This is a genomic window from Streptomyces glaucescens (genome assembly GCF_002154375.1).
Taxonomy (GTDB): Bacteria; Actinomycetota; Actinomycetes; order Streptomycetales; family Streptomycetaceae; genus Streptomyces; species Streptomyces glaucescens.
Genome location: NZ_MUND01000318.1, coordinates 1 through 13,341 on the forward strand (window position 1 = coordinate 1; position 13,341 = coordinate 13,341).

General features: G+C 70.3%; 11 protein-coding genes and 1 pseudogene. 4 read left to right on the top strand and 8 right to left on the bottom strand.

Annotated features, from left to right (window positions below; translation table 11 throughout):
• The 6 genes from CCN42_RS20980 to CCN42_RS21005 all read right to left on the bottom strand — a co-directional run.
• Positions 1 to 587, bottom strand: a 587-nt coding sequence (locus tag CCN42_RS20980) for an aminotransferase class III-fold pyridoxal phosphate-dependent enzyme (protein WP_143661974.1), incomplete at its 3' end; no start/stop codon positions are given.
• Positions 584 to 1,660, bottom strand: a complete 1,077-nt coding sequence (locus tag CCN42_RS20985; RefSeq protein WP_086737793.1) for an SDR family oxidoreductase — start codon at positions 1,658 to 1,660, stop codon at positions 584 to 586. The genes CCN42_RS20985 and CCN42_RS20980, both read right to left, overlap by 4 nt.
• 208 nt (positions 1,661 to 1,868) lie before the next feature.
• A complete protein-coding gene (locus tag CCN42_RS20990) occupies positions 1,869 to 3,002 on the bottom strand; it encodes an acyl-CoA dehydrogenase family protein (RefSeq protein ID WP_086737795.1) in 1,134 nt (377 codons plus the stop codon).
• Positions 3,003 to 3,292: 290 nt separating this feature from the next.
• Positions 3,293 to 5,554, bottom strand: coding sequence for an MMPL family transporter (locus CCN42_RS20995; RefSeq protein ID WP_086737796.1), 2,262 nt, complete (start codon positions 5,552 to 5,554; stop codon positions 3,293 to 3,295).
• A 191-nt stretch (positions 5,555 to 5,745) separates the two neighbouring features.
• Positions 5,746 to 7,164 (bottom strand): sensor histidine kinase, encoded by a 1,419-nt coding sequence (locus CCN42_RS21000; protein ID WP_143661975.1) that lies wholly within the window; start codon positions 7,162 to 7,164, stop codon positions 5,746 to 5,748.
• Positions 7,165 to 7,207: 43 nt separating this feature from the next.
• Positions 7,208 to 7,903, bottom strand: coding sequence for a response regulator transcription factor (locus CCN42_RS21005; RefSeq protein WP_086737800.1), 696 nt, complete (start codon positions 7,901 to 7,903; stop codon positions 7,208 to 7,210).
• 242 nt (positions 7,904 to 8,145) lie between these two features.
• On the opposite strand from CCN42_RS21005, the gene CCN42_RS21010 reads away from it, so the two are divergent.
• The 4 genes and pseudogenes from CCN42_RS21010 to CCN42_RS45900 all read left to right on the top strand — a co-directional run.
• Positions 8,146 to 8,526, top strand: coding sequence for an ArsR/SmtB family transcription factor (locus CCN42_RS21010; RefSeq protein ID WP_245877393.1), 381 nt, complete (start codon positions 8,146 to 8,148; stop codon positions 8,524 to 8,526).
• 16 nt (positions 8,527 to 8,542) lie between these two features.
• Positions 8,543 to 8,791 carry a hypothetical protein gene (locus CCN42_RS42625; protein ID WP_086737802.1) on the top strand — a complete coding sequence of 83 codons (249 nt, stop codon included), beginning with the start codon at positions 8,543 to 8,545 and terminating at the stop codon, positions 8,789 to 8,791.
• 440 nt (positions 8,792 to 9,231) lie between these two features.
• Positions 9,232 to 10,113, top strand: a complete 882-nt coding sequence (locus CCN42_RS21025; protein ID WP_086737804.1) for a thermonuclease family protein — start codon at positions 9,232 to 9,234, stop codon at positions 10,111 to 10,113.
• A 122-nt stretch (positions 10,114 to 10,235) separates the two neighbouring features.
• Positions 10,236 to 10,396: pseudogene (locus CCN42_RS45900) on the top strand (carboxymuconolactone decarboxylase family protein); the annotation flags it as partial.
• 213 nt (positions 10,397 to 10,609) lie between these two features.
• On the opposite strand, the gene CCN42_RS21035 reads toward CCN42_RS45900, so the two are convergent.
• A complete protein-coding gene (locus CCN42_RS21035) occupies positions 10,610 to 11,425 on the bottom strand; it encodes a LamG domain-containing protein (RefSeq protein ID WP_086737806.1) in 816 nt (271 codons plus the stop codon).
• 318 nt (positions 11,426 to 11,743) lie between these two features.
• On the bottom strand, positions 11,744 to 12,394 hold the full coding sequence (locus CCN42_RS21040) for an FMN-dependent NADH-azoreductase (RefSeq protein WP_086737808.1): 651 nt from the start codon (positions 12,392 to 12,394) through the stop codon (positions 11,744 to 11,746).
• Positions 12,395 to 13,341 lie beyond the last annotated feature (947 nt).

Sequence of the window (13,341 nt, forward strand, 5' to 3'; positions counted from 1 at the left end):
CAGGCGGGCGCCCCGCCGGCGAGCGTCCGCTCCAGGGCCGCGGCGTCGCCGTACGGGACGTGCTCGGCCGGCAGGAGCGGACGGAACGGGTCCTGGTAGAGGCGCTTGGCCGTGACGGCGAGCGCGCCGGTGGTCTTGCCGTGGTAGCCGCCCGTCGCGGAGATCAGCCGGTGCTTGCCGTGGGCACGGGCCAGTTTGATCGCGGTCTCGGTCGCCTCGGCACCCGAGTTGACGAAATGGACCCGCTCCAGCCCGGGGGGTGTGACGGAGGCGAGCGCGGCCGCCGCCGTCGCCGCGGCAGGCTCCAGGAGCAGCCGGGTGGCCATGGGGTGCCGGTGGATCTGCTCGATCACGGCCTCCACCACGCGGGGGTGCCGGTGGCCCAGGAGGAAGACGCCGTAGCCGCCGCAGTCCAGGTACTCTTTGGCGTCCGCGTCCCACACCCGGCTGCCCTCGGAGGCGACCTCCATGGCCGCGCCCGTCAGGGACGCCAGCCGTGCCCGCCCCTTGCTCAGGTGGCGGCGGTAGACGGCCAGTACCTCACCAGCGGACGCGCCGGAGGTGGCGGGAAGTGTCAGCTCGCTCATGCCGGCACCTGCCCGCCCGCGAGCACCGGCTCCGCCACTCGGCGCACCATGCCTTTCGCGCGGGCCATGTAGGCGACCGACGCCCGCAACGCGTCCTCGAGCTCGCTTCCGTCCGGGGCCGCCGGGACACCGGGGAGCCGGCCCAGGCTGGTGGGGAAGACGTGCCCGTGGGCGAACAGCGCCGTCATGGCGAGCATGTCGTCGAACCGGCGTCGCGCCCTGGGGTGCAGGTTCGCGATGAACACCGGACGGATGAGACGGTCGACCATCTCGGGGCCGACCATGCGCGGCCGCGCGGCGGCGATGCCGAGCTCGTCCGCCGTCGCCCCGATGACCTGAAGGGCGCGCTGGGTGCTCAGCGCACTGGCGCCCGCGGTGACCCAGACGTCGCCTTGCCGCTGCTTCCGGCGGATCAGACCGGCGATGGTGGCGGCCACCACGTCCTGCGGTATGAAATCGATGGGCGACTCGGCGGGCACCGGCACCAGCGGGAGCAAGCCGCGCAACAGACCGTGGATGATGCCGTGCATGCCCTGGAACGCGGAGATCTCACCGGTGACGGCGTCCCCGATCACCACCGACGGGCGGATGATCACTGCCGGGACGCCCGACGACCGCACGACGTCCTCGCCGGCCCGCTTGGAGTCCAGGTAGTCCTCCGGCCGCGCGGTGGCGTCCCCGTGGTCCTGGCCGAGCTGCGCCCGGGTCAGGTCGGTGCGGTCCACGAACGCCGTGGACACGTGGTACAGCACGGCGTCCGCGTCGGCGGCGAGCCGCACGATCTGCCGGGTGCCGGCCTCGTTGAGCGCGTGGGTGGCCTCGGGACCGCTGGAGAAGCCGGTGATGGCGGCGCAGTGAACGATCACGTCCACGCGTGCGGCCAGGCTCAGGTAGGTGCTGGCGTCCAGGCCGAGTCGGGGGGCGGTCAGGTCACCGGCCAGCTGCTCGTCGGCGCCGGCCACCGCGGTGCGGTGAGTCAGGGCGATGGTGTGGCAGTCGGGCAGCTGGGGCAGCAGCGCACTGCCCACGACACCGGACGCGCCGGTGAGAAGAACGGTGGGATGGCTGGGCACGATCGAGCACCTCACGGACAGGTCAGCGGGCGTACAGGAGTCGAAGGCAGGCGGCAGCCGTTCGAGGGCATGGCCGAGGCGGTCACGGCGGCGGCGAGAGCCGGCGGCCGGGAACCGTGAGCGGGTGGAGCCAGGACGCGATGCGGCGGGCCGCGCGTCGTTCCGGGAGACCGGCATGATCGGCGCGACGCCCCCAGGGAAGACGCCCTCAGGGGATGCGCAGCGGGGCGTCGCCGGCGAAGTACTCGGTGAGCGGGGCGGCCATCCGGCCCCGGGACGGGGGGTGGAAGGCAAGTGCGCGGCACGCGGAGTTGAGGTAGGCGATCTCCCCCGATCCGATGAACGACATACCGCCGAGTGCCTCCACGCTCAGCGACAGAACCCGGTTGATCGTGTCCTGGGCGGCGTACCGGCACATCAGGGACCGCGACAGCGTGTCCTGGGTGACGTCGGCCGTCGCCACCTCCGAGGCGAGCCCCTCCAGGGCGAGGGCGACCGACTCGACGCAGGTCACCGCTTCCGCGGCGACGGCCACGTTCCCGCGGGGACCGCCGAGGACATGTTCCACCAGGGCGGAGGCGGCTCCGAGGTAACTGGCCGTCATGAGACCTTCGAACCACACGAAGCCGACGGTCTGCAGCTGGTCCAGCCGGCCGTCGGCGGTGACGTCCGTACGCACCAGCAGCTCGGACGGCACCTCGACGTCGTCCAGGACCACCTCGTCGCTCTCGGCCCCGGCCAGGATCGGGCTGCCCCAGAACGGCTTGACGGCCACCCCGGGGGCGTCGGCGGGGATCAGGGCGAATGCCAGCTGATCCTGGCCGTCCGGCCCGGGCAGGGGCAGGGACACGGTGAGCAGGTCCATGGAGCGGGCGAGGCTGCACGGCTTCTTCGACCCGCTCAGGAACACCTTGCCGCCGTCGGTACGGGCGGCCAGAGCGGGATTGAGGATGCCCTGGCCGGTGCGTCCCTCGGCGAAGCCGGAAGCGAGGAGCAGATTGTCCTTGGCGATGGCGGCGAGCAGCATCCATTCCATGCCGCTGCTGGTGGTGGCGGCCTCGACAAGGGAGGCCACGGAGAAGTGATGCATGGTGGTCGCCACGGCCAGTGAGGGAGAGCGGGAACCGATCGCCCGCTGCACCCGCAGAGCGGTCAGCAGGTCCGCACCGCGGCCGCCGTGCTCGGCGGGCACCAGGAGCCCGGGACCACCGGAGTCGCGGAACAGCTTGATGCCGGGGCTGTCCGCGGCCTCCAGCTCGGCGGGCGACAGTGCGGTCAGACCCTGGTCGAGGCCGGGCAGCACTTCCTCGACGACGGTACGTTCACGCTGCAGAAACCGCATGGACCGGGCCCCCCTGCCTGGTAGCTCAACACGTATCCGGCCGCTCGCGTGTCCTGCCGATCGTTTTCGGCCGAACCCCCAGCGGCACAGCACACGTTATGAGTCACCGATGCAGGACCCGCGCAGCGGACATCAAAGTTCCGCGCATGAGTTCGACATCATCTCTTTGGGGTGGTTCTGCACGGCAGGTGACGCTTTCGCCCCGGAGGGCGTATCGGTATCAGTGCCGCCCGGCAGAACAAGGGCGGGGGTGGAGGCCGTCCGGCTCTCCACCCCCGCTGCGTCGATTCTCAGTCGTCGAGGCCGATCTTCTGATGCAGACGGGCCAGCGGTCGCGGCGCCCACCAGTTCGCGCGGCCGGCCAGCCGCATGAACGCCGGGACGAGGATGCCGCGCACCAGGGTGGCGTCCACGATCACGGCGAGCGCCAACCCGATGCCCAGGAGTTTGAGCGGCGTCAGCGAGGAGGTGGCGAAGGCGAGCAGGACGGTGGCGACCAGGGCGGCGGCCGCCGTGACCAGCCTGCCGGTGCGTTCGAGGCCCCAGGCGACGGCGGAGACGTTGTCGCCGGTCCGGCGGTACTCCTCCTTGATCCTCGACAGGAGGAACACCTCGTAGTCCATGGACAAGCCGAAAGCGACACAGAACATCAGGACCGGTGTGTCGATGTCGAGCATGCCGGTGACGGTGAAGTCACCGACCAGCCAGCGCAGGTGTCCGTCCTGGAACACGTACACCATCGCGCCGAACGTCGCGGTGAGGCTGAGCAGGTTCAGCACGATCGCCTTGAGCGGGATGAGGAGGCTGCCGGTGAACAGGAACAGCAGCACCATGGTGGACAGCGCGATGATGCCGAGTGCCCAGGGCAGCTTGTCCGCCAGGGTGGCCTTGGAGTCCACCAGCAGTGCGGCCTGTCCTCCGACGAGCATGGTGTCCGGTGCGGGCTGCGCGCGCAGCGTCTCCACCAGCTCCATGCCTCGCTCGGAATAGGGCTCGGTGTCGGACACCACCGACAGCCAGGTGCCCTTGCCGGCCTCGAACCGCTCCGAGGCCGGGCCGGGCGGAGCGATCCGGGTGCCTTCACTGTAGGAGCCGGTCAGGGCGTCGACCCGGGTGATGCCGGGCACGGTGGACAGCTGCTGGGCGTAGTCGGCCACTTCGCCGGACGACGAGACCGGGTCGATGTCGGGCAGGACCAGGTTCAGCGGGGAACCCTCCCGGTTGTCGAACTCCTCACGCAGCACCTGGGCGCCCTGGTAAGCGGGCGAGCTCGCGGGCAGCACCCGGTCGTCGCTGTCGCCGAACTCGGCCCGCATGAAGGGCAGCCCGAGCGCCACGAGGACGGCGGCGATCGTCAGCGCGAACGGCAACGGCCGGCGCATCACGGCCATGGCCAGTCTGTGCCAGAACCCCGCGGTGTCGGTACGGGCCGCGGTTGTCCTGGCGTTGCGGCGGAAGAGCCGCCGGACGTCGAGGGAGTCGATGCGGTGGCCGAGGACGGCCAGCAGCGCGGGCAGCACGACGACGGAGCCGAGCGCGGCGAGGACCACGACGGCGATGCCCGAGTAGGCGAAGGACCGCAGGTGGTACATGGGGAAGACGAGCATGGCCGACAGGGAGAGGGCGACCGTCAGGGCGGAGAACAGCACGGTCCGTCCGGCGGTGCGTACCGATTCACCGATCGCCGCGTGGACGGTGCGGCCGTGCGCGAGTTCCTCGCGGTAGCGGGTGACGATGAAGAGGCTGTAGTCGATGGCCAGGCCCAGGCCCAGAGCAGTGGTGATGTTGACGGAGAACACCGACACCTGGACGACCATGTCGAGCAGCCGCAGGACGACGAACGAGCCGATCACGGCGAGGATGCCGACCGCGAGGGGGGTGCTCGCGGCCACGACACTGCCGAACACGAGCAGCAGGATGATCAGCACCAGCGGGCCGGTCAGCAGCTCGGCCTTGTTGAGGTCTTCCTCGCTGCGCTTCTCGATCTCCATACGGACGGCCGTGACGCCGGTCGCGGTCACCTTCAGGGGGCCTCGTTCGCCCACCACGTCCGGCACGATCCTGGCCGCGGTCTTGCGGATCTCGTCCTCGTCGCCGGCCAGCCGCACCATGACCAGCCCGGTGCGGCCGTCCTTCGAACGGAGTGCGGGCGCCTCGTCGAGGGTCCAGTAGGACGCCGCCTGCACGACGCCCCGTTCGCCGGCCAGGCGTTCGGTCAGTGCGACCGCCTCCTTGCGGACCTCAGGGCTGTCGACGCCGGTTTCGGAGGCGGCGATGAAGACCAGGTGCGGGGAGCCGCTCTCGAAGCGGGTGTTGAGCAGTTCGTCGGCGCGGGCCGATTCCGAAGCCGGAACGGTGATGCCGCCCTCCGACAGGCGGCTTTCCACATCGGAGCCGAACGGCACGGCAACGACCAGTGCCGCCGCGGTGACGAGCAGGACCAGCAGCCGGCGCCGTGCCAGCCAGCGGCCCAGAGCGGCCAATCCCTTCGGGGGAACCGGCGGTGCGGTTGTCGGCGGCTTCTCGCTGCGGACAGAGGGCTGGGAACCCACGCCTCCTCCTTGGAGGTGAGACAGAGCAAGCGGCCCGGTGGGGCGCGCACGATGGGGGATCAGCGGGGGCCGGACAACAGGGGCCCCGGGTAGGCGCACTGTGCATGGCAGTGCCGGGCGTCAGCGTAGGAACGCCTGCTGCAGCGGTTCGGCAGTGCAGATGCAAGAGACATGCAGGACTGGATCCGAGATCACCTCCGGCGTTTCTGCAGGAGGGGGGAGGGGTGGTGCCCGGCTCGCTCGGGCACTCGTGCCGGCAGGCGCAGCTCGGCGTGCAGTCCGCCGCCGGGACCTTCCTGGAGCAGGATGTGACCGTTGTTGGCCCGGGCGAGACTGGCGGCGATGGCGAGCCCCAGGCCGGATCCCTCTCCGGTGGCCCTGTTGCCGCGCCAGAAGCGGTCGCAGGCCCGGGCCCGCTCGTCAGGGCTCATGCCTGGTCCGGCATCGAGGCACTGCACCGCCACCATCGTCGCGTCCTCGACCAGTCGCACGTGGACCGTGGAGCCGGGCGGAGCCATCCGCAGGGCGTTGTCCAGGAACACGTCCAGGACCTGGTCGACCGTGCCGGCGACGGCCGACGCCACGAGGTCGCCCTGGCCGTCGATGGTCAGGGCGATGCCCCTGGGCTCGGCCACCAGCCGCCAGGACGCCACCCGTTCCTCGGCGACGGCCAGCACGTCCACGCTCTCGACGGCCTGGGCACCGGACTCCGCCCGGGCCAGCAGCAGCAGTGCGTTGAGGATGCCCGTCATCCGGTCCACCTCGCCGAGTGCCTGCTCCAGTCCGCGGCTTCCGTCCGGCTCGAGATAGGGTTCCAGGTTCTCCAGGCGCAGCCGCAGCGCCACCAGCGGGGACCTGAGCTGGTGCGAGGCGTCGGAGACGAACGACTTCTGCACCGTGACCTGCTGCTGCACCTGCTCGGCCAGGTGGTTGAAGGTCTCCGCGAGCACCCGCAGGACCGGCGGACCGAGATGGACCGGCACACGCGCATCGTGGTCCCCGGCGGCGAACCGACGGGCCGCCGCCTCCAGATAGCGCACGGGCCGCAGGATCCACCGGGCCAGCGGCTCCGCCAGAAAGCCGCTCGCCGCCATGGCCAACGCCCCGATCACCGCGACCACGGTCCAGATCGTCCACCGCTTGAGCTGCAGATCGTCCAGGGCGGAACACACCACCACGACGCCGACCAGCAGACGCCGGTGGATGACCGGCACCGCCACGATCAGCTCCTCGGCGGCCTCGGAGACCCGCCGGTCGGAGGAGTCGGTGAACTGGCCCTGCAACGCCGCCCGCACCACGCTCTGGTGCGCGAGTTCGTCGGGTGAGAGCAGACACAGCGCCCCGTCCACCGACCGCCCCCCGGCGTCGAAGACGTGTGCGCGACCACCCGTACGGTCCTGGTAGTCGGCGATCCTCTGCCGCAGCTGCGCCCGTTCACCGTACACAAGCGCGTTCACCGCCGCGGACGACAGCTGCCGGGCCTCGGTCACCCGCGCGTGCGCGAGTTCCCGCAGCGCCTCGTCGCTGCGCTGCAGGGCCAGTGGCAGCCCCAGGACGGCGACTACCGCGACCGGTAAGGTGACCAGCGCGGCCACCAGTTGACGCCGCACGCCGGGTTTCCCCCTTCATCGTCTGTCACACAAGCCGTCCGGGTCACTGCTGGTCGGGCAGGACCAGACGGAAGCCCACGCCCCGCACCGACTGGATCCACTCGCGACCGCCGAGCTTGGACCTCAGCGAGCCGATGTGGACGTCGAGCGTGCGGGTGGAGCCGTGCCAGTTCGGATCCCACACCTCGCTGATCAGCTCCTCCCTGCCGCGCACCGCGCCGGCGTCCGCGAGAAGAGCGGCCAGCAGATCGAACTCACGGCGCGTCAGGTGCACCAGCGCGCCGCCCATCTGCACCTGCCGCGTCCGCATGTCCACCAACAGCGATCCGAACGCGCAGAGTTCGCCTTCACTCCCGGAACCACCGGGCGCCTGCGCGGCGGCGGGCGCGTGCACCCGCCGGGCGACCGCCCCGATGCGCGCCAGCAACTCACGCATGCTGTACGGCTTGACCAGGTAGTCGTCGGCGCCTGCCTGAAGCACCAGGATCCGTTCGAGCTCCTCGGACCGGGCCGTCACCGCGATGATCGGCACGGCCGACGCCTCCCGCACACGTCGGCACACCTCCTGCCCGTCCAGGTCGGGCAGCCCCAGGTCCAGCAGGACGAATTCGGTGGACGGCGCTGCCTTGAGCGCCTCGGCACCGCTGCCGACCCATTCCACGTCGTGCCCGAACCGCTGCAGTGCCTCTGTCAGCGCCTCGGCGATCCGTGTGTCGTCTTCCACCACGAGCACCTGCATCTCTGCACCCCCCACGGAAGCGAAGTCGTCCCCCTGACGACCGCTCCACCAGCGGATGCTAACGATGAAATCGGAACACTTGGATGAAACCGATCGGTAACTGCAAAGATCACTACACCGTACCTCTTGCAACGCCACCGCACGCTATCATCGGCCGTGGACGATGAATAGTGCCTCCATGCGGCAATCGAGTGAACGGTGTCGACCGCATTGATACGGAGACTGACGATACGGAGACTGACGTGACGAAACAGACGGAGCCCACCCTGACGGCAAACCCTGGCGCCGCGCCCACAGCGGTGGTCGCTCTCTTCCGGTCGCTCGGGGATCCGGCCCGCCTGGCCATCGTGCGGCGCCTGGCCCAGGGTGATGCGCGCGTCACCGACCTCGTCACCTGCCTGGGGCTCGCACAGTCCACCGTCTCGGCCCACCTGTCCTGCCTGCGCGAGTGCGGACTGGTCGTGTCCCGCCCCGTCGGGCGCGCATCGATGCACTCCCTGGCACGCCCGGAACTGCTGGATCTGCTGGCCGCCGCCGAGCAGTTGCTCGCTGCCACCGGCGAGGCAGTCGACTGCTGCCCCACCTACGGCACCCCCTGCGCCACCGGGCGAACCACCAGATGAGTGCCGCTCCCACTCCGTGATCCCCGGGACCGGCTCGGGATGCCGAACTCCTGTCCTGCAGCTGGACCGCTATGCCACCAGCGACAGTCTGCGTCTGGTCGCGTCCGGACCGTACCGCTGCACCACGGCCGACCGGCGCCAGGTCGTGGTCGTCGAGTTCATCACCGGCTCTTCGATCGACGCGGGCCGCTACCGCCATCCGGCCCGTTACCTCTGCCTGCACGACGACCTCCCGCCCGACCGGGTGCCGCCGTTCGAGGGCTGACACGCTTCTTCGCAGCATCTCCCTCTCCCCGCGGGCGGCCCGGGCAGAGGTGGTCGCCTCCTCGCCGGTGTCGGGTACGAGCGCACTCCACGCTGGCGCGCAACGCTTCCATGAGGTCCACCGCGCCTGTCGGCGCGGCGGCGGGCTCGGTCTTCAGCACGACGAGGTACTCGCAGCCGCGCACCACTACAGGCCCCATTGGGGCGTTGCAGTACCTCGGCGGCGGTCCATGGCCCGATCCGGGCACGAGCTGCAGACGTCGCATCGCCTCCGGCAGGCCCATGTCGGCCGCTTCTCCGAGGCGCGGCGAGGAGCGGCAGGTGCGCAGGATCGCTGGGGCGCGCGTGTCGTCGACGCCCCCGTTCTCCCCGGGCCGCGTGTACGCTCAGTAGTCGATGTAGCGCACAGTATCCGCCTGGTCTCGATCCGTGGGAGTCGCCATGGCCATGTTGCTGATCAAAGGCTCGTTCCGGGTGAACGGCGGTTCCGAGCCCGACGGAGACACGCTTCCCTTCATTCCCGACGACGTGGCGGACTGGAAGCTCGTCGGCGGCCGCGCCAGGATCGTCCCCAAGGCCGACGGTCGCGTGAACGTGCGCCTGGAAGGCGTCGACGCGTTGGAGAGCCACTACGACGGCACCTACGGCCCCGAGCGTCGCCAGCCGCGGAAGTTCGCCGACAAGGCCGGTGACGAGCTCCTGACCTGGCTCGGGTTCACCAGCGTCGAGCGCCACGAGAACCACACCGTCAAGACCGTCCCCGACAAGGTGTCCGGCTTCATCCTCACCAGCGGCGCCGACGCCTACGGCCGCTGCATCGCCCTGGTCTGCAAAGGCACCGCGCCCGTCTACAGCGGCTACGAGTTCACACCGAACGAGGAGTTCCTGAAGAAGAAGACCGTCAACCACCACCTGGTCGAGAACGGGCTGGCGTACCCGATGTTCTACCCCGGGCTGCCCGGCTACCTGCGTGACGTCCTCAGGACGGCGGCAGTGGAGGCGCGCGTGGCGAAGAAGGGGGTATGGGGCGTCGACAGGACCTACGACGGGGCAGTGGTCGAGGGCATCGACTCGATCACGGACACCGCGGCCGGCCAGGTGGTCCTGCCCAAACTGTTCCGCCGGCTCACGGACTACCTGGACTCCAGGACCGGCTCCTCACTCGACGGGTTCGAGGCCTACCTGGCCGGTGCCGCTGACCAGTACCGCGTCCTGCCCGACGGCAAGACCGTCACCGGACTGCACAACCTGATCACGGTGTCCGAAGGCGGCTCCCTGAAGATGATCGAGCGCACGGAGGACCTGCTCTTCCTGGACAAGTGACGCCGCGTCGCACCCCGGCCGCCCCCCTCACGCCTGATGTGCCGTCGGCAGCCGCAGCACCAGGCGGTGTCGGTCCCACGAAGGGATCGTCGACCACTGCCGCGGCGTGGCGGGACGAGCACCGGCTCCAGGACGGCGCGCCGGGCGTGACCGACGAGATGTGGGACGCCGCCGCCGACCACTTCAGCGAGGAGCAACTGAGCGCGATCATCCGGAGATCGCGATGACCAACTTCTTCAACCGGATCAACCGCACGACAAGGGAGCAAGCCGGCAAGATCTGGCGAGCCCGGCGGGGCTTCATCCCTCCCCGCGGAAGGCGCACCTTCCCGGCGTCAAGGGGTGACGCCCGCACCGACCATTGCCGGTGGCTGGTGCCGGTGGGACGTCGGCCGGGCCTCCGCGCCGTGCCGCCATCTCCACCTCACCCACCGCAGTGCCTGTCGGGCGTCACGCGTGCGCTTGCCCTTCGCGTCGATGTGCTGCCGCAGATGTCGTCACGCATCGGGCCGCTTGCGATCCCGTTCAAGAGGTCGGCTGCCCTCTCCCGGCGCGGCTGGCGATCGCGTGTCTCCGACTGCGGCTGCCCTGCCGGGCAGGGGGCCGGTCACGGACGGCCGCCGTACGACCAGAGAACTGACCTCGAACGACATCTCCTTCGTCTCGGGTGTCGGTGGCGGGTGATAGCGACCCGCGCAGACCGAGAGGTTGACGATGAGGTAGGCGTGCCAGGAGCGCCCGACGCCCCGTTCGTCCGCGAACACTTCCTGGCCGTTCAGCCACCAGATCACCGAGCGGCGTCCGAACTCGGTGCGCAGGTCCACCCAGGCGCCCGGACGGACGGCGTCGTCCCGGACGTAACGGTTCGTGCCTCGCACGCGGTTGCTCAATTCGAGAAGATCCGGATTGTCGGGGTGGTATTCGAAGACGTCGATCTCCTGGTCCCCGTCCCGCCAGGTCCAGATGGCCGGCCAGGCCCCGATCTCGTGGGGCAGCCGCACGCGGGCCTCGAGAATGTCTCCCGACCGGACGACGAACCCTTCCTGGCTGCCCTCGGTGGTGAGCAGCCCCGCGTTCCACCTGCCGTCCGGGCGTCGAGTGGCCCGGAAGATCCCTGAGCGGCAGTACTCGGCGTCTGGTACCAGGTAGTCCAGCTTGTTGTCGCCCGGATTGACCGGGCCGCCGTCGGGATACGCCCACGAGCGGCCGGCCACCCACTGCGCCTCTGAGGCGAAATCGGCCGTGAACACGATGTCTGACACGTTCGAGCGGCGCGGAGCCGGCAGCGAGCCGCCCGGGATCGGTTCGTCCATGCCAGAGATATGGCTGCTGGGGGACCGGTCATGCGTCCAGGCCCCTGCGCGGCGGGGAAATTGGTCCATCCGGGCTAATCGCTCGGCTCGTTCCCACAGCACCCGCGCACCCGGCGCCTGGCCCTGCTACCGGTGCTCTGCCCCGCCTGAAGGCCCGGGGACGAAGGAATCCCGCAGCACGAGGAGGCACCCGGGCACTTCACTGAAAGAAGATACAAGGAGCTGCTGGCGGTCGCTGGTCCGCTCAGGCCGTCCCGGCCAGTGCTTGCAGCGCCCCCCGCGGGAGGTGACCCTCGCAGCGCGCGGGGCGCGGCACCGCTATGCGGCCAGACGCGTCACCAGTTCCTTGGCGCGGGTTTCGGCGGCCGCGAGGGACTCGGTGCGGGAGACCTCGAAGAGTGGAACGAGGTCGGCCATCGCAGGGACAGCCGGTGCCATGGTCAGCTCGGGGACGATGAAGGTGACGTCCAGACCGAGACCGACCTCGAGGGCCTGCCGCAGATAGCTCTGCACGTAGTCGTTGCCTTGCTGCGGCGTCCCCTCCCGGTACGAGCCGCCGCGGCTGGTCACCACCACGGCAGGCTTTCCCGCGAGCGAGGGCTTCTCGGTCATCGCGGTGCGGCCCACGGCGAAGACGTGATCGAGCCAGGCCTTCAAGGTGGAGGGAATCGAGTAGTTGTACATCGGGGCGCCGAGCAGGATCGCATCCGCCGTCTCCGCCTCTTCGATCAGCTTGCCCCGCAGAGCGAAGGCAGCCCGCTCCTCAGGCGACCGGTCGGCGGGGGCGGTGTAGCCGGCATAGTAGGCGGCAGCCCGCAGATGGGGAATCGGGTCGGCATCGAGATCACGGTAGATCACCCTGCCCTCCGGGTGCGCGGCCTCCCACACGTTACGGAAGGCGGCCGTCACGGCCCGGGAGTGCGAACTCGCCCCGTTGAGAGAGGTGTCGATGTGAAGCAGCGTGGCCATGACAGTTTCTCCTGAGTTCAACGGTCCGCGGCACCGCAGCCCTGACGGGCGGGACAGCCCGCGCGGACTTTGCAGCGAACCAAGTGGTCAGCAACTGGTGTGTTTCCCAAGGGTCGCCTCCCCGGCGCCCCCGTCACACACAGCCTGCTATCTCAACCAGGCTTGAGGTCCAGCTCGCGTGACACAGGTCACGACAGCCAAGCCAGCCGGCAACCGGGGCTGACTGTGGGCCGGACGAGCGGTGCAACACCCGCTGCCCTCCCCGCGACAGCACACGACAATCGAACACTGCAGCAGGCACCTGCATACCTGGCGTCGACCCGCGACCGAACGCACCAGCAGACCAACCTGGTTATCCGAACCGGTGACATCCTGCGACCCCGGTGCGGGTCCTCGCCCGGTTCCGGCGCTCTCGTGGGGCACGTCGACGGCCGATCCACCGCGCGGTATTCGGCCAGGCCCGATGGCTTTGTGCCATTCGCCGGCAACCCGTCTCCGACGTCACTGGGGCGCCGCTACACAAGAAGGCCGGGGCGGCGTTCCGCTGTCCCGGTGCAGTGGTGGCCGGTCGGTGGGGGAGGTCTGGACGGTTGCTGACCATCGACGTGGCGGTGCTGCTCGCAGTCATCGTCGTCCGGCGACTGCGGCGCATGGGGCAGCTCGCGAGCGGCGTCACGCGGGCCAGCCGGTGAACCCCCGTACGCGCAAGAGTCGGGCGGCGACGACCAGGCGCCCGCCGGCACGGCGGCGCACCCGCATTCCGGGCAGGGGGCGGCAGCGCGCCGACGACCGGCTGCTAGGTCGTGTCCGCAAAGTCCCGTCGTCCGCCCGAAGGGCGGGCCCCGCGGCGTCTGGCACGCACCCCCGCCGCGCCGCGCGGAGTCCCTCGTACTGGATGTACTTGGGGCCTCGCCCGGCGCGGCGAGAGGGCGTGCCAGGCGTCGCGG